This window comes from Bradyrhizobium iriomotense (assembly GCF_030160715.1).
GTDB lineage: Bacteria > Pseudomonadota > Alphaproteobacteria > Rhizobiales > Xanthobacteraceae > Bradyrhizobium > Bradyrhizobium iriomotense.
In genome coordinates this window covers 97,953-114,425 of sequence record NZ_BSOW01000004.1, presented here as the reverse complement: position 1 = coordinate 114,425, position 16,473 = coordinate 97,953, and the positions used below count along the sequence as shown (strand labels likewise).

Genomic DNA, 16,473 nt, shown 5'->3' with positions numbered 1-16,473 from the left:
TGGCACTGTCATAATCGCACGCCGCGCTGTCATATTTGCAAAGGGGCTGCTTCCATCAGCCGCTCCCAAGTTCATTCCGGAGCCGCCTCTTCGAGGCGGTCCCGGAATGACGCAAGGAATTTATTTCTTCATCCCGCCCACATGCGCCGCCAGCTTGTCCAGCGTCTGGTAGCCGAGCTCGACGGCGCCGAAGCCGATCACGGTCTCGCGTTGCGCAGCCGTCGGGTGCAGCTGCCGCAGCGTCAGCACAGTCTTGTCGCCGTGGGCGTCGAAGGTGACCGTCATGCGAAACATGCCGGGGTCCTCGTCCTTGTCCGCGCCGTGATTGACCTCGATCAGCCGCGGCTTGTCGATGCGCAGGAAGCGCATGCGGTTCGGATAGACCGTGCCGTCAGGCCCGATCATATCGAAGCGCCAGACCCCGCCGACGCGGACGTCGATTTCCTTGGTCTCGGTCCTGAAGCCCGCCGGTCCGAACCATTGCGACATGTGCTTTGGGTCGGACCACGCCTCGAACACCAGCTCGCGCGGCGCATCGATCACGCGCGACAGCACGATCTCGCGATCGAGCGACCATTGCGACAGGGCGGGGTTGGCAGAACTAGTCATCACGCAGGACCTTTCCCTTGGTTGTGGACGGCGGGCGCTTCACGCCCCGTCCCTTCTTGGTTGTCTTCAGCGCCATCACATAGGCCTCGAAGCGGTCGAGGCGCGCTTCCCAGATCGCCCGCTGCTGCTGGAGCCAATCCTCCGCGCCCGCCATCGCCTCCGGCCGCAGCCGGCAGGTGCGCACGCGTCCGGACTTTTCGGACTCGACGAGGCCACTCTCCTCGAGCACGCGGATGTGCTTCATGAAGCTCGGCAGCGCCATTGCGAAGGGATCGGCAAGCTCGCCGACCGACGCCTCGCCGGCGCACAGCCGCATCACGATCGCCCGGCGCGTCGGATCGGACAGCGCGCCGAAGACCTGGTCGAGTCGGGATAATTGGTTAGCCATTCAGCTAACTATAGACAGGACGCCGAACGCCGTCAATGATTGTTAGCCGTTCAGCTTAGTTTTTTGCCGCCGCGGACGGGCGGAACCGTCCCCGCGCAATCGTGAATTGGGATGCGCGACATTTACCGATAGGAGTGAAACGGGGGCGCTTCGAACTGATTCATCAGACCGCGTGCACCCTCTTGTTCCCTCACCGCGCCCTGTCATCAGCCGGCGGTCCCTTGCCAAGGCCGCGCTGCTGCCGCTCGCATTTGGTTTCGCTCGCCCTGCCCACGCGGACCCCGACATGATTCCGATGTTGCGGGACATCGTGGCGACAGAGCTGGCGCCGACAGCGACGCCGGATCATCCCGGTGGCCTTGCCGCCGCGCTCTATGCGGGCCGTCACGTCGAATTCTTCAACTACGGCTTCGCCGATGACGCCACCAGGCGTCCGGTCACATCGGACACGCTGTTCAACCTTGCCTCCTTGCGAAAGACCTTTGAGGCGACGCTGGTCGCGCTCGGCGTGCACCGCGGCGAATTGCGGCTCGACGAGCGCGTGGCGGCGTACCTGCCCGAACTCCACGGCGACTACATCCGCCATGTCACCGTCGGCGAGCTCGTAACCCATACGTCCGGACTGCTGCTGCCGACGGATCATCCGCCCTGGCCGAACGAGTCGTTCAGCCTCGGCGAGTTCCTCGACATGCTCAATGCCTTCACGCCGCCCTCGGGCGAGCAACCCGGCAAGCAGCGCATCTACACTCATGCCGGTTATGTGTTGCTCCAGCTCGTGCTCGAGCGCCGCTATCGCGTCCCGATCCGCGAGCTGATCGCAAATCGCATCCTGAAGCCGCTCGGCATGAGCTCGACATTCGTGCCGGAGCGCGCGCCCGACAACCGCGCAATGCTGAGTGATGCGCAGATGGCGCGCGCCGCGCAGGGCTATTCCGATCAGGGCACGCCGATCGGGCCGCCCGGCAATCAGCAGAGCTATTTCGATTTTCCGGGCACGGGCCAGATGTTTTCCTCAGCGCGCGACGTCGCGATCTTCGTCGCGGCCTGCGCGGACGGCGGATCGATCGAACCCGAGCTGCGCGAGGCCATCCGGATGACGCAGCACGAGAGCTTTCGCGTCGACGAGAAATTCGGCCAGGCCATGGCCTGGGAGACCGTGCATCTGGACGGCGTGACGGTCGTGGACAAGCCGGGCGGTCTCAACAACGCCTCGGGCTATTTCGGCCTCGTGCCCGCACGAAGGCTCGGCATCGTCCTGCTCGCCAATCGCGGCGAATATCCGCACGAGATCGCGCGCTACAAGATCCTGCCGGCGCTGACGCGGCTGGTCGCGGCGCGATGAACGAAAAAGCCCCGGACCGTGCCGGGGCTTTGAACGGATCGGAGAGAAGCTCTCAGAACTTTGCGACAACCGGGCCGCCGAATTGATAGTTCAACTTGGCTCGGACGATATTGGTTTCCAGGTCGGCACTGTGGAAGAAATTCTGCGGAGCAGGTCCGCCGCCAGCCGGTAAAACGACAGGCACTGTCGCCGAGACGTTGTCGAAGTGAACGAAGAGATATTCGAGGCCAAGGCTCCATCCGCCCGCGAGCTTGGTCTCGACGCCGGCGCCAACGGTCCAGCCGGCTTTGGTCCCCGACACGGAACCAGCGGCAGCGTTACCGAAGCGCGTTTCGGCGAAGGTCCAGTCGGACTTCAGATTGCTCACAGCCAGACCGCCGGTGCCGTAGAAGAGCCAGTTGTTGACCGCCCAACCAATTCGCGGCCGCAGCGTGACAAGCCAGTCTGTTGACATGGTGTCGGTGACAGTCACGGTCCCGGCTACTCCCGACACGGGGGACACCGTCCTGCTGCCGCTCCCCTGGCTGCGGAAGAAGTCGAAATCAGCCTCGATGCCGAACACCGCAGCACCAGCCTGCCAGTTGTACCCAATCTGGCCGCCGCCCGTGAATCCGCTGGTATTCAGTCTTTGGGTCCCAGCATTCTGCACGTCCACGACGTTGACCTGGCAGATGTTGCTTGGAGCAAAACAGCCCGGACCAAAGAAAGCTCCGGCGCTGGTGATGTCCGACGATTGGTCTGATCGGCCCCAGTCCCCGCCGAGATTGCCGCCGACATAGAAGCCCGTCCAACTGCTGACGGGTGCGACGAGGGGCGCCTTGGTGTAGGTTGGTGCCAGATCCGCCGCCGACGCAGCAATTGTACCCAAAAGAACCAGCGAACCTGCCAGAGCCAATCTCATTCCGATCTCCATACTCCTACGCGAGGCGCGCTCACGTGCCGCCGAACGCATCCGGCGCAGGATCGGGAATAGTCTCCGCGCATCCTGCAGTCTTGGACTCTGGCGAACTTCGCTTGGAGTGCGGCGAACTTAGGAGATCATCGCTGAGCGGGTGTGACCAATTAGCCACGTTTCACACCGATCGTCCCTGGTCCGTAGCGACGACACGACGTGCAAAACCGGGGCCCCGGTGCGAGCCGAGGCTGACAGATGCGAGTTTACCTAGGCCGCGGCGACCTCACACCGACCGCGTCAGCCCGCCGTCGACGCGGATGTTCTGCCCGGTGATGTAGGCCGCGCCGTCGGAGGCGAGGAACGAGATCGTCGCGGCGATCTCCTCCACCTTGCCGTAGCGCCGCATCGGCACGCTGTCGCGGCGCGCATCCGTCGCCGGCAGGCTGTCGATCCAGCCCGGCAGCACGTTGTTCATGCGGATGTTCTCGGTCGCATAAGCATCGGTGAAGATCTTCGTGAAGGCGGCAAGGCCGGCGCGGAACACCGCCGAGGTCGGAAACATCGCGCTCGGCTCGAACGCCCAGGCGGTCGAGATGTTGATGATTGCACCTTGCTTCTGCGCCTGCATGATCGGCGTGACCAGCCGCGTCGGGCGGATCACGTTTAACAGGTAGGTATCCATGCCGGTGTGCCATTGCTCGTCGGTGATCTCGACGATCGGCGCGCGCGGCCCGTGACCGGCGCTGTTGACGAGCACGTCGATGCGACCCCACTTCGCCATGGCGCCGTCGACCAGGCGCTTGAGATCGTCATTGGATTTGTTCGAGCCGGTGATGCCGAGCCCGCCGAGCTCGCTCGCAAGTGCCTCGCCCTTGCCGGAAGAGGACAGGATCGCAACGCGAAATCCGTCGGCCGCGAGTCGCCGCGCGGCCCCCGCCCCCATGCCGCTGCCGCCTGCGGTGACGAGTGCGACCTTCTCTGCTGCCATGTTGATCCCCGGCTGTTGTCATGACCTGGTGGCAGGTTTATGCGCCGCCCGTCCGGACGTATAGTCCGATCATGAGGCCCTGCACACGATGATCGACCATGGGTGATCTGCAAATCCGCGCCATGCGCGCCGACGACATCGTGCTCGCCGCCGACTGGGCGGCGGCCGAAGGCTGGAATCCGGGGTGTTCGGATGCCGGCTGCTTCGCCGTCGTCGATCCCTCGGGCTTTCTCATCGGCGAAATCGACGGAGAGCCGGTCGCCACCGTGTCCTGCGTCAACTACGATGATCGCTTCGCTTTCCTCGGCTTCTACATCGTGCGCAGCGAGCTGCGCGGCCGCGGCTACGGCTTGCGGATTTGGAATGCGGCGATCGCGCATGCGGGCCCGCGCGTGATCGGGCTCGACGGCGTCGTCGCGCAGCAGGACAATTACAGAAAGTCCGGCTTCACGCTCGCCTACGCCAATATCCGCTATGGCGGGATCGTCGCGGCGCCGGCGCAGCCCACCGACGTCGTCGCGCTCGACAAAATTCCGCTGGCGCTGATCGAAACGGATGACGCCACCGTCTTCCCGGCCTCGCGCAGCGCCTTCCTGCGCGTCTGGATCAGTGCACCCGGCCATATCGGCCGCGCGCTGATGCGCGATGGAAAGCTCGCTGGATGGGGCGTGATCCGCCCGTGCCGTCACGGCCACAAGATCGGGCCGCTGGTCGCCGACGACCGCGCCGGCGCGGAGGTCATCATGCGGGCGCTGCTCGCCGGTGCAGGCGGCGGCGAGGTGTTCCTCGACGTGCCCGGCGTCAATCGCGAGGCGGTGGCGCTGGCGGAAAGTTTTGGCCTTGCGCCGACCTTCGAGACGGCGCGCATGTACACGGGTGCGATCCCGCCGCTACAGCTCGACCGTCTCTTCGGCGTGACCAGCTTTGAGCTCGGCTAGCCCGCGCGCTCAGTAGCAGCGCATGATGTTGACGGTCTGCTCGCCGCCGCGGCCGGGCACCGTCACGGTCTCTGTCGGGCAGCTCGGCACATAGGGCCGATCCGACGGCACGACGTTCGGCGGAAAACGATGTGCCCAGTCCCAAGGCACGTCATAGGTATACGTGTAGCGGACGTCGTTGGAGAGTGGCTGAGCCATGTTGGAGAGCGGCTGAGCCATATCGGCAGCATAGAAGTCGCTCCCGGAAGGCCCGTAGTAGAAGCCGCCGCCGCCCGGCCAAAAAGCAAACGAATTCCGGCGATGGAACCGCGCCGATGGCGCGACCGGCGGGTGGACGGTCGCCGGTGCCCTGACCACGCCATGGGCCGCGACGCCGCCCGATCTCGCAAAGCTATTGCTGGTGGCAAGAAGCAGCGCGGCTGCGCTGAGCGAGGCGAGCAATGCCCCATATGATCTATACGTCATGGTACGCACCAACTCGTTTGGCCTGCGATTCAGCTCCCCATCAGCACGCTAGGCCGGGCCATCGGCCCCCCGCAAACGTATAATTAATTGTTGGTTAAGGCACGCGATTAACAGGAGCGGTTCCCGCCCGCCCTGTCAATGCAGCATATAGGGACCTCGCGTCACCCTCGGTATTGCGCCTCGCTCACAGGCTCCGGCCAGTCGACGTTCCTGCCGCCGACGGATTGCCGGGTGGCGATGCGTGTCTTGCGCCGTCGTTCGCGCTACCGGGCGATGCGCTGCGTGATTGCGGAAAGAGTTGAGAGGATGACGAAGAGTCGATCACGAGCTCTGCAAATGCTCTGCCTCGGCAACGGGTGGAGCATTGAAGGCGCCTCGAGTTCCGCTGTCCGCCAAAGACGCCCTCGTGGAACCAACGGGAACAACGCCTCGCGGCTGCCAAATTCCAGGTGGTGGCGTCATTTGCGATCAACATGTGGAAAATTGGCTCGCGCAGCACGCCCTCCCTACGGTGATACCCATTCCTGTTTTGCAATTTGTTTCTGACGACTTATCTGCTTCAACGCGTTTACACACTGATTGCGAAAGTGCTCCGAGCAGAAAATGAGACTCGTGAGAGCACAATTGAGCCTCTGGTTTTGTTGCGATGAAGGCGTTTTTACGTGAGTTGGAAGCCGACGTCCGTCGAGAGAGCAGATACGAACATGTGCTAGAACCGCTGTCCGACACGGTTCAGGAGTGTGGCGGGCGCCTCACGGCGAGTCACGTGCAGTGACGATCCCTAGGGGAATGGGCAACCGCCTTCTGGGAATACTGCCGCAAGCCGACTTCGATCTGCTCGCGCCCGAGCTCGAGAAGGTCGCGCTCGACCAGGATGTGGTCCTCTCGCAAGCGGGCGAGCGGATGGAGCATGTCTTCTTCCCTCATAGCGGCGCGATCTCCCTCATGATCGAGATGGCAAACGGACAGACGGTTGCCACCGCATCAATCGGGCGCGAAGGCGCAATCGGCATACTCTCCGTGTTCGGACCGTCGCTTTCGGTCATAACCGCCAGCGTTCGCATGGCGGGAACCGCCTCGCGGATTCCCGCCGCGCGATTTCATGCTGCCTTTAGCCGAAGTCCCGCGATCCGGCAGGCGGTCCAGGTTCACATCACGTCGTTACTGACGCAGTTTCAACTTGGCGTGGCCTGCAATGCACTCCATCCGGTCGGAGCCCGGATGGCCCGCTGGCTGCTACAGCTGCGCGACTGTACCGATAGCGACATCCTTCCGCTCACTCAGGAGGCGCTGTCGCAAATGCTCGGTGTGCGACGAACCACAGTTACACTCTTGATGCGCAATCTGCGCGAGTCTGGAGCGATCCGATCCGATCGACGGGGCAAAATCGAGGTTGATCGGCCGCGGCTCGCGGCGGCCGCATGCGAATGCCACGCCAGCATGCGCCGCCAGATCGCGGAGATCTTCTCGACGAGCGCGCCCCGATCCCGCGCTTGGACCGTACCGGCCAATGCAACGGACACGGACAAGGCTGTTTGAGCCTTGCCGCGCGGCGCGCCTATACCTCGATTTGGACTTCCCAGCGTCGACTATCTTGTGTCCGGCTGATCAGGCGCAAATTTGGATTGCGTCTCCAGCTTGCCAAGCTCGTGCAGGACCTTGGCCACCTCTCGCAATTCATTGCGCGCGGGGCCCGGCTTCAGCCGCCGCGCTTCGTCAAGAAAATCCTTTGCTTGCAGCAGCAATGTGGAGACTTCACCGGAAATGTTCCTGTTCGCCATGGTATGCCCCTATCACAGTCATCGATGACAGTGTGCGATATCAGGCCAAAACGCCCGTGCCGCGACGCCGCGCACGGAGCGCCGGCTCGTCAACCCAAGCCTCCTGTGCGAACCAGGCGTGATCGACGGAGCAGATTGGGCAGCGGGTGCGCCCAAAAAACACCGCGCTGCACCGAAAGCGCTCGCGATCCGTCGCGATCCCGGTCGGAATCGCGCGTCCCGTTTGCGGGCATTTGACCATGAGCATACCCATCTCTTCCTCCTCCTCGGAATCGACTTCATTGTTGGAGCAGGAAACCAGCCGGTTGGATTACGCCTCTTGTGTTGGTGCGCTTGGGGGGGCGTCGCGCACCTGGCCATCTTTGTCTGATCGAGCATGGTGTGGGGCCATGCGAATGGCGGGGCTTCTTCCAACCGGCCGGATTGCCCTCCTCTGGGAACCGCGGACGTTCAACTGGCCTTTTGGAAAACTTTGGTGACGTGCTGTCTGATCGGCTCGCCAGATTGCGTTGCGAGCCTCTGCCCAAGCTCCCACAATTGTCTGTTTTGCGCCGAGGCGGCATCAAAGGCCCTACGCGCTTCCGCCGCCGATGTGGTGAGGACATCCGTCACCGACTTGCTGCTCGCGATACGAGCGAAGAAATCGATTGCGGAGTTGGCGTTCGCATTCGAGATTTCGATGACCTTGAGCCCGTAGTCGGTCGCAGTCCTGGCGTTGTTCGAATAGGTCTCGCGAAGCGCTTCCGTCAGCTCCTGCGAAGCGGTCTTGATTTTCTCGTAACCTTCCTGCGCGCGAGCGGCTCGCTGCTCAGTTAACTCCCCGAACATCGTCTGCCACGCGACCTTCGGTAATCCGAACGGGGACATTCCGAAACCGTTCGCTTCTTTCACTTCGGCTTTCGTTTCACTTTCACTCACTGCGTCCTACCCTCTACTCAAGCGAAGTCATTTCCCGCGACGCATGCATTGCGCCATCGGAATCCACGGATACGAGGCTTGCTCCCGCTTCCGTGTATCAATCAGCCATTTTGATGAGCTTCAAACCCAGCCCGCACGGCAACTATGCCTGACGAAGGCAGGGTCGTCCGTTCGATTTGCGACTCTCGCGCGGGATTTTTTTCACGAATGTCAATACAAACTCTCGTATGTCAGAGAGGTGACACGGTGCAAAGTGGGGATATCGCGCGGCTGGCGGAACTCGCGCGGGTGGCCCAACGAAGGCGGAACGGAGTTTGTCCGACCGCGACAGCATGGTACCGCAGTATTTGGGTTCTGCGCCCCACCAGTTGGCCCAGCCAGGATCCCTGGCGCTGCCCGACGGACAAATCACGGCGGAGACAGGTCAGTTCGCTCAGCTCATATCGATTGACGAAATTCGGCATTATCGTATCTTCGCCGCACCTCGCCCAACTCAGAGAGGCGTATCAAGCACGACTACAATTTCGGATTTCGAGTTGGAGAACGACGACTCTGCACCTTGCTCCGTCATTGCGAGCCACCGGGTCCGCGCGCAGCGCGGCCCGATGACAGGTTCCGCAAAGCAATCCAGACTGTCACCGCGGTGGGATTCTGGAGTGCTTCGTCGCAAGAACTCCTCGCAATGACGGCGTTGCGACGACACCGAAGCGGTCCTTCCCCATCATCTTTGCACAAACACTCCCCTTGTAACAAAACCGTCATGCAGCAAAACTAAACGAAGGCGGCGGCCGCGGTCGGCCGCCAAGCCCCCTCACCACTGCTGGGAGAGATTTGATGCGCCGTTCACTGCTGTTGCTGTCCGCCGGACTGACCATGCTGTCCACCGGGCTTGCGTCCGCGCAGAACAACACGCCCCATAACCTGATCCTGTTCATCCCGGACGGCCTGCGCGCGCTCAAAGTCACCCCCGAGACGGCGCCGGCCATGGCCGAAGTCCGCGACAAGGGCGTCAATTTCAAGAACTCGCATTCGCTGTTCCCGACCTTCACCATGGCGAACGGCTCGGCAATGTCGACCGGGCACTATCTCGGCGACACCGGTGTGTTCTCCAACACGATCTGGTCCGGCTACACCTCCGGCCCCGCCGGCGACACCGTGGTCCCCTTCATCGAGAACGACGCCGTGCTCGGCGACATCGACGAGCACTTCAACGGCAACTACCTCAACGAAGAGACCATCCTGAAGATGGCGCGCGACAAGGGCCTGAGCACGGCAGCGATCGGCAAGGTCGGCCCGGCCTACCAATTCGACCACACTGATCATCCAGAGAAGCCCGGCCTGCATTCCGTCGTGATCGACGACTCGACCGGTGGCAAGACCGGCGTGGCGCTGTCGGACGAGATGAAGGACGCGCTGACCAGGGCCGGCCTGCCCGTCGCCGCGCCCTCGCGCGGCGACAACGCCAAGGCGGGCGATGCCAAGACGCCGGGCACCACGGTCGCCAACGTCGCGCAGCAGGCCTATTTCGCCGACGTCGCCACCAAGGTCGTGCTGCCGATGTTCAAGGCGCGCAACAAGCCGTTCGTGCTGGTGTTCTGGTCACGCGACCCCGACGGCACCCAGCATAACCAGGGCGACAGCCTCAACACCATTACGCCCGGCATCAACGGGCCGAGCACGATGGCGAGCATCAAGAATGCCGACAACAACCTTGCCCAGCTCCGCAAGGCGCTGGACGAGCTCGGGCTTGCAGCCTCGACCAACATCATGGTCCAGGCCGACCACGGCTTCTCGACCATCTCCAAGGAAAGCAAGACCAGCCCCTCGGCCAAGGTCAGCTATGACGACACGCCCAAGGACTTCCTGCCGATGGGCTTCCTCGCGCTCGACCTCGCCAAGGCGCTCGACCTGCCGCTGTTCGACCCCAACGACAAGAACGCCGCCGTCACCGGCAATGCGCATCCGAAGGCCGGCAACGGCGTGCTCGGCAAGGATCCGACCAAGCCGGATCTCGTCGTCGCCACCAACGGCGGATCGGACCTGATCTATCTGCCGAACAATGACAAGAAGCTGGCCGTGAAGACGATCAAGGCGCTGCTCGAGCAGGATTATGTCTCCGGCCTGTTCGTCGACGATCAGCTCGGCCGCTTCCCCGGCACGCTGCCGCTGTCGCTCATCAACCTGCGCGGCAAGGCGGCGACGCCGACGCCGGCAATCGTCGTCAACTTCCGCTCCTATGCCAGCAACTGCGGCGAGGCGCCGACCAACTGCTCGGTGCAGGTCGCCGACACCGTGCTGCGCCAGGGCCAGGGCATGCACGGCAGCTTCAGCCGCGGCGACACCATGAACTTCATGGCGGCGATCGGGCCGGACTTCAAAGCGGGCTATGCCGATGCCCTCCCCGTCAGCAATGCCGACGTCGGCGCCACCGCAGCCAAGCTGATGGGCTTCACGACCAAGCCCAAGGGCAGCCTTGTCGGACGCGTGATGACGGAAGCGATGCCGAACGGCGAGACGCCGAAGGCCTATACCGGCTCGATCAAATCGAAGCCTGCCGAGAATGGCCTGCGCACGGTCCTGAACTTCCAGCGTGTCGGCAGCCAGCGCTATTTCGACACGGCCGGCTTCCCGGGCCGAACGCTCGGGCTCGAGCCCGACAGCGACAAACAAAAAACGGCGGGGAAATAACCCCGCCGTCCCTCAAGCGATCAGCGCATCGCGCGATCTCACATGCCAATGTCGAACACGTTCGGCAATTGGCCCGCCAGCGGCAGCGCGGTGGCACCCAGGAAGGTTGCCACCATCGCCATCAGGCGACGGTTGCCCTGGCGCTTGCCGCGCATCTGGCCGGCGATCCATTCCAGCATCTCGGTCTTGACCTTCGAGGCATAGGCCGGCGCCCAGCTCTCGATGTCGGTCTCGGGGGACAGTGCGACGCTGCGCGGCGGCACCGGCAGGCCGGAGGCGCTCGCGGCGTGATGGGCGACGGCTTTCGCCAGGAGGTCGTCGAACCGGCCGGCGTCGGTGCGCTCGGTCGCGGCCTCGTTGATCTCGAACAGCGCCTCGGCTTCGGCGCGGCTGACGGGCTGGTCGTTGACGGCGACAGCCGTCAGGATGCGCGCGCACCAGGCGGCGTCATCGGCATCGAGCGAGCGGGAGAAATGTACGCGGCCCTTGGTGGTGGGGCCCTCGCCGGTGATCACGCCGTCGCGCACGATGGTGAGCGCATGAGCCGCGGTATCGCGGCAGGACGGTTCGAGGGACGACGACTCAACGGACTTGAACTCAACGGACTTGGCAGCGGCAGACATAGTTCACTTCCAGATTTCTTCTGATCGACCAGCATTTCCATGCGGGCCTAAACGAGTGGTTAACGATTCGATACGGGGGTTGCGACTTTTCTAGATGGTTGCCGATTGGTCGCTGTCAGGACCAATTTGGTTCCATCAAACGTCGGGCGGGCGTGATGCGGGTCATAAAAGGCAATATCGCGGCAATCCAGCCTCTTCCCGCCGGCGGGGATATTTCGCCGCAGCGGCGCGGTGAGCAAGAAGATGCTAGGAGATCGACGCCTTGAGAGAATGATTTCACATTTTACTTGAACCGGTTCACTTGAGGCCTTCTCCGTCTTATACTGGCGGGGTTGCCTCCAAAATGAATTTACCAGCAACTTCAATGAGATGAGGTAAAACCATGCCACTTCCGATCGGCACCACCGCCCCCGACTTCGAAGCCGAAACCACCGAAGGGAAAATTAAGTTCCACGACTGGATCGGCAACAGCTGGGTGCTCCTGTTCTCGCATCCCAAGGATTTTACCCCGGTCTGCACCACCGAGCTCGGTGCGCTCGCCAAGCTGAAGCCCGAATTCGACAAGCGCGGCGTCAAGCTGATGGGTCTCTCGGTCGATCCGGTCGACCGCCACGCCAAGTGGTCGGAGGACATCAGGGAGACGCAAGGCGCCGCGCCGAACTACCCGATGATCGGCGACACCGACTTCAACGTCTCCAAGCTCTACGAGATGCTGCCGGCCTCGACCTCGGGCGATCCACTCACCCGGACGCCGGCCGACAACCAGACCGTCCGCAACGTCTTCGTCATCGGCCCGGACAAGAAGATCAAGCTGGTGATGGTCTATCCGATGACCACCGGTCGCAACTTCCAGGAAATTCTGCGCTCCATCGACTCACTGCAGATGACGGCGAAGCACCGCGTCGCCACGCCAGCCGACTGGAAGCAGGGCGAGGACGTAATCATCGCGGGCTCGGTGTCCAACGACGAAGCCAAGACGATCTGGCCGCAGGGCTGGAAGGAGCCGAAGCCCTACATCCGGATCGTGCCGCAGCCGAAATAACGGCCCTACCCGGTCGTACGCTCCGCCACCAAGAGACCCGCGGTCGATGAGACCGCGGTCACCACTGCGCCCCAGCCGATATCGACCAGCGCGACCGGCCAGCTCCAGTGCCTGAGCAGAGCCAGCGCCGTGAGGTCGAAGGTCGCGTAGCAGAACAGACCGAACAGGGCGCCATAGAGCAGCGTCGACTGCCAGGTCGCATCCTTCGGTCCACTGACGAAGACCAGCACGCCGACGACATAGAGAAGGTAGAACAGCGCCGCCGGGACCGGCTTCAGCTCGCCCAGCATGTCGCCGACTTCAGCGACGAAGAAGCCCTTCGCGATCAGGCCCAGGAACAGGAAATCCAGGCCCATCAGGACGACCAGGGTGGCAAGGTACAGCACGACAATGCGGTTCACGGCAGCCTCCCCGTCCGGACAGCCACATGATGCCGCAAGCTACGGCGTGGCGGGCCGGATGGTTTCAGCCCGCCGCGCCGATCAAGCCGCGCGCACGCGGTCGAGGAATTTCTCGACCTCGGACTTCAGATTGAGGCTCTCGCCCGACAGCGCCTGGGCGGAGGCGAACATCCGGCTCGAGGTCTCGCCGGTCTCGTTCGCACCCTTGGCCGCATGACGGACGTTGGCGGCGACATCCGCCGTGCCACTCGCCGCAGCCCGAACGCTGCCGGCGATGTTGTGGGTGGCGCCCTTCTGCTGCTCGACCGCCGCAGAGATCGACGTGGCGATGCCGCTGATGCGCTCGATGGTCTGGCCGATCGCCTTGATGGCGGCGACCGACTCTTCGGTCGCGAGCTGCATGCTGGCGATCTGGCTGGAGATCTCGTCGGTCGCCTTGGCGGTCTGGCCGGCGAGGGTCTTGACCTCCTGTGCCACCACGGCAAAGCCGCGTCCCGCATCGCCCGCGCGGGCAGCTTCGATCGTGGCGTTGAGCGCCAGCAGATTGGTCTGCTCGGCGATCGAGGTGATCAGCTTGACGACGTCGCCGATGCGGGCGCCGGCTTCCGACAGCTGCGCGATGCGCTGATCGGTGGCCTCCGCCTGCTTCACCGCCTCGGCGGAGATCTCGTTCGACTCCTGCACCCTGCGGGTGATCTCGCTGATCGACTTGGAGAGCTCGTCGGAGGCCGCAGCCGCCGACCTCACGTGGTCGGAGGCGGTCTCCGAGGCGCCGGCGGAGTGTGCCGACAGTTCGGCGGTCGAACGAGCGGCATCGGTCAGTTGCCGCGCAACGCGCTCGAACTCGCTCGATGAGTCCAGCACGTTGTTGAGGATGCCGCCGACGCTGCCGCGGAACTGGTCGACGAAGTTGCGCAGCTCGGACTTGCGCTGCTCGGCGGCCGCCGCCGCGGTCGCAGCCTGCTCGCTGCGCAGGCGTGCCCGCTCCTGCGAATTGCTCTTGAACACCGCGGCCGTGCGCGCGATCTCACCGATCTCGTCCGCCCGGTCCTCGCAATCGATGCTGATGTCGTTCTGGCCATTGGCCAGCGCCGTCAGCGAATTCGTCACCGAGCTCAGCGGCCTGGTCACGCGGCGCACGACCAACATGGTGAGAGCGAGCACCAGCAGCGCTGCGATGCCGGCCGCAATCGCCATGTTGCGGATCGCCTCCGCCAACATGCTCTCGAATTGCGCCATGGGGATGCCGACATAGAGAATGCCGACGACCTTGCCGGCGGCATCCGAGACCGGGAAATAGGCGGTCATGTAGGACTTGCCGAACAGCGTGGCCGGTCCCTTATACGCCTCGCCCTTGCGCAGGGGGCCCTGGCCGGGGTGATCGGCGGCAAGCTGGGTGCCGACGGCGCGGTCACCATTCTCCTTCTTCACGTTGGTCGAGCGGCGGACGAACTGCCCGCTGGCATCGTCGAACACGAACAGCGTGGCATTGCCGCCGACATACGATACGGCGCGATCGACGATCGCGTGATCCCTAAAGTCGGGCATCTTGGGGATCTCAGCGCGGACGACCATGCCGTCCTTCGTCGTGATCTTGGCGTCGGGCACGATCTCGGAGAAGGCGAGCGCCAGCGTGCGCAGATTGACCTCGATGTCGCGCAGCGCGCGATCGTTGAACTCGGACGTGAGAGACCAATAGCCCGCACCGACCACGAGTGCCGTATTCACCGCAATCAGGAGCACCGCGCACAGCACCGCCTTGGTGCCGAGCTTGAACTTGAACTGCGGAACGTACTTCCCAGTCAACTGATTGGACATGAAACTCCCCCAAAAAGCGGCGTATATTTGAGGGAACCGGCTTACGAACGCATTAACGGCGGTTCGTATCGCCGCGTACGGCATGCTTTCCAAAAGGTAAACGAGGGTCATCTGCGACCATGCCAAGCCCGCGACCGCTCATCGTCTGGTTTCGGGATGACCTGCGCCTGTCCGACCACCCGGCCCTCCACGCCGCCGCGCGCGCCGGCGCACCGGTGATCTGCCTCCATGTCCTCGACGACACCGTGGGACGGCCGCCGGGGGGTGCGGCGCGCTGGTGGCTGGCGCAGTCGCTGCGGTCGCTTGCCGCAGGCCTCGCCGCGATCGGCGGCGTGCTCACGCTACGCAGAGGACCAGCGGTTAAGGTGATCCCCGAGGTGGCACGCGAAAGCGAGGCAGCCGCGGTCTACTGGAACGAGATTGCGCAGGCACCGCATCAAGCGCTTGAGACAAAACTCAAGGGGAGCCTTGCAAAGCTCGGCGTGGACCCACAAAGCTTCCCTGGCGACCTCCTGGCCTCACCTGGCGCGATCCGCAACAAGGAGGGCCGTGGCCTGCGCATGTTCACCCCATTCTGGCGGCGCGTGTTGGCGCTGGGCGATCCACCAAAGCCTCTACCGGCACCGAAAGCGCTGCGGGCTGGTTTGGCGCTTGCGAGCGATACCCTCGAAAGCTACGGGCTCGAACCGACGCGACCCGATTGGACCGGCGGCTTGCGCGCGACCTGGCAGCCCGGCGAGACCCAGGCCCGCGGCCGGCTGCGCGACTTCCTCAAGACCACCGCGCGTGGCTATGCCAGCGATCGCGACCGGCCCGACCTGCCGGGCACCTCGCGGCTGTCGCCGCATCTGCGCTTCGGCGAGATCAGCCCACGCCAGCTCTGGCACGCCGCGCGCTTCGCCGCCGCCGAGGACCCCGCTCTTGCGAGCGGCGTCGAGAAATTCCTCAGCGAGCTCGGCTGGCGCGAGTTCTGCCGCCACCTCCTGTTCGACCATCCCGATCTTGCGACCGAGAATCTGCAATCCAGCTTCGATTCCTTCCCGTGGAGGCGTGATGAGACCGCGCTTGCCGCCTGGCAGCGCGGCCGGACCGGTTATCCGATCGTCGATGCCGGCCTGCGCGAGCTCTGGCACACCGGCGTGATGCACAACCGGGTGCGGATGGTCGTGGCCTCCTTCCTGGTCAAGCATCTCCTGATCGACTGGCGACAGGGCGAAGCGTGGTTCTGGGACACGCTGGTCGATGCCGACGCCGGCAGCAACCCCGCCAACTGGCAATGGGTCGCCGGCTGCGGCGCCGATGCTGCGCCCTATTTCCGCGTCTTCAACCCGGTGCTCCAGGGCGAGATATTCGATCCTGATGGCACCTATGTCCGGCGCTGGGTGCCCGAGCTGAAGCATCTGCCGGCCAAGCTGATCCATCAACCCTGGAAGGCAACTCCGATCGAGCTTGCGAGCGCAGGCGTCGAGCTCGGCCGCAGCTATCCCTGTCCGTTCGTCGATCATGCGAGGGGGCGCGAGCGCGCGCTCGCAGCCTACGCGAAGATCCGCAAAGGTTGAGCGCTGCTTTGACAGGTT

The 16,473-nt window shown here is 63.8% G+C and carries 17 protein-coding genes; 6 read left to right on the top strand and 11 right to left on the bottom strand.

Features of this window, described 5'->3' with window-relative positions; translation table 11 throughout:
- Positions 1-120 precede the first annotated feature (120 nt).
- Positions 121-609 carry an SRPBCC family protein gene (locus tag QQL28_RS07065; RefSeq protein WP_284262732.1) on the bottom strand — a complete coding sequence of 163 codons (489 nt, stop codon included), beginning with the start codon at positions 607-609 and terminating at the stop codon, positions 121-123.
- Complete coding sequence (locus QQL28_RS07060) at positions 602-997, bottom strand: ArsR/SmtB family transcription factor (protein WP_284262730.1); 396 nt, start codon at positions 995-997, stop codon at positions 602-604. Before QQL28_RS07060 ends, QQL28_RS07065 begins: the two co-directional genes overlap by 8 nt.
- A 286-nt stretch (positions 998-1,283) precedes the next feature.
- Between QQL28_RS07060 and QQL28_RS07055 the strand changes: the two genes are divergently transcribed.
- Entirely contained in the window at positions 1,284-2,339 is a 1,056-nt protein-coding gene (locus tag QQL28_RS07055) for a serine hydrolase (RefSeq protein WP_284262728.1), read from the top strand.
- A 52-nt stretch (positions 2,340-2,391) separates the two neighbouring features.
- Here QQL28_RS07055 and QQL28_RS07050 read toward each other — a convergent pair whose 3' ends face one another.
- Positions 2,392-3,240: an outer membrane protein gene (locus tag QQL28_RS07050; protein ID WP_284262726.1), complete on the bottom strand. Its 849-nt coding sequence runs from the start codon at positions 3,238-3,240 to the stop codon at positions 2,392-2,394.
- 277 nt (positions 3,241-3,517) lie between these two features.
- Positions 3,518-4,222 carry an SDR family oxidoreductase gene (locus tag QQL28_RS07045; RefSeq protein ID WP_284262724.1) on the bottom strand — a complete coding sequence of 235 codons (705 nt, stop codon included), beginning with the start codon at positions 4,220-4,222 and terminating at the stop codon, positions 3,518-3,520.
- Between the two features lie 98 nt (positions 4,223-4,320).
- Between QQL28_RS07045 and QQL28_RS07040 the strand changes: the two genes are divergently transcribed.
- Positions 4,321-5,160: a GNAT family N-acetyltransferase gene (locus tag QQL28_RS07040; protein WP_284262721.1), complete on the top strand. Its 840-nt coding sequence runs from the start codon at positions 4,321-4,323 to the stop codon at positions 5,158-5,160.
- Positions 5,161-5,169: 9 nt separating this feature from the next.
- Here QQL28_RS07040 and QQL28_RS07035 read toward each other — a convergent pair whose 3' ends face one another.
- Positions 5,170-5,625 carry a hypothetical protein gene (locus QQL28_RS07035; RefSeq protein ID WP_284262719.1) on the bottom strand — a complete coding sequence of 152 codons (456 nt, stop codon included), beginning with the start codon at positions 5,623-5,625 and terminating at the stop codon, positions 5,170-5,172.
- Between the two features lie 789 nt (positions 5,626-6,414).
- Here QQL28_RS07035 and QQL28_RS07030 point away from each other — a divergent pair.
- On the top strand, positions 6,415-7,164 hold the full coding sequence (locus QQL28_RS07030; protein ID WP_284262717.1) for a Crp/Fnr family transcriptional regulator: 750 nt from the start codon (positions 6,415-6,417) through the stop codon (positions 7,162-7,164).
- A gap of 50 nt (positions 7,165-7,214) precedes the next feature.
- On the opposite strand, the gene QQL28_RS07025 is transcribed toward QQL28_RS07030, so the two are convergent.
- The 3 genes from QQL28_RS07025 to QQL28_RS07015 form a co-directional block, all read right to left on the bottom strand.
- On the bottom strand, positions 7,215-7,406 hold the full coding sequence (locus tag QQL28_RS07025; protein WP_284262715.1) for a hypothetical protein: 192 nt from the start codon (positions 7,404-7,406) through the stop codon (positions 7,215-7,217).
- A gap of 40 nt (positions 7,407-7,446) precedes the next feature.
- The gene (locus QQL28_RS07020) at positions 7,447-7,659 is read right to left on the bottom strand and encodes a hypothetical protein (protein WP_284262714.1); all 213 of its coding nucleotides are present in this window, start codon (positions 7,657-7,659) and stop codon (positions 7,447-7,449) included.
- 197 nt (positions 7,660-7,856) lie between these two features.
- On the bottom strand, positions 7,857-8,297 hold the full coding sequence (locus QQL28_RS07015) for a phasin family protein (RefSeq protein ID WP_284262712.1): 441 nt from the start codon (positions 8,295-8,297) through the stop codon (positions 7,857-7,859).
- Between the two features lie 861 nt (positions 8,298-9,158).
- Between QQL28_RS07015 and QQL28_RS07010 the strand changes: the two genes are divergently transcribed.
- Positions 9,159-11,012, top strand: a complete 1,854-nt coding sequence (locus QQL28_RS07010) for an alkaline phosphatase family protein (protein ID WP_284262711.1) — start codon at positions 9,159-9,161, stop codon at positions 11,010-11,012.
- 38 nt (positions 11,013-11,050) lie between these two features.
- Here the strand turns inward: QQL28_RS07010 and QQL28_RS07005 are convergent, their stop codons facing one another.
- The gene (locus tag QQL28_RS07005; protein WP_284262709.1) at positions 11,051-11,635 is read right to left on the bottom strand and encodes a hypothetical protein; all 585 of its coding nucleotides are present in this window, start codon (positions 11,633-11,635) and stop codon (positions 11,051-11,053) included.
- 382 nt (positions 11,636-12,017) lie between these two features.
- Here QQL28_RS07005 and QQL28_RS07000 point away from each other — a divergent pair, with 382 nt between their 5' ends.
- Positions 12,018-12,677 (top strand): peroxiredoxin, encoded by a 660-nt coding sequence (locus QQL28_RS07000; protein ID WP_284262707.1) that lies wholly within the window; start codon positions 12,018-12,020, stop codon positions 12,675-12,677.
- 5 nt (positions 12,678-12,682) lie between these two features.
- Here QQL28_RS07000 and QQL28_RS06995 read toward each other — a convergent pair whose 3' ends face one another.
- Together QQL28_RS06995 and QQL28_RS06990 are read right to left on the bottom strand one after the other, a co-directional pair.
- Positions 12,683-13,078, bottom strand: a complete 396-nt coding sequence (locus QQL28_RS06995) for a DUF2177 family protein (protein WP_284262704.1) — start codon at positions 13,076-13,078, stop codon at positions 12,683-12,685.
- Positions 13,079-13,159: 81 nt separating this feature from the next.
- Positions 13,160-14,896, bottom strand: coding sequence for a methyl-accepting chemotaxis protein (locus tag QQL28_RS06990; RefSeq protein ID WP_284262702.1), 1,737 nt, complete (start codon positions 14,894-14,896; stop codon positions 13,160-13,162).
- Positions 14,897-15,015: 119 nt separating this feature from the next.
- Here QQL28_RS06990 and QQL28_RS06985 point away from each other — a divergent pair, with 119 nt between their 5' ends.
- On the top strand, positions 15,016-16,455 hold the full coding sequence (locus QQL28_RS06985) for a cryptochrome/photolyase family protein (protein WP_284262700.1): 1,440 nt from the start codon (positions 15,016-15,018) through the stop codon (positions 16,453-16,455).
- Positions 16,456-16,473: the final 18 nt, after the last annotated feature.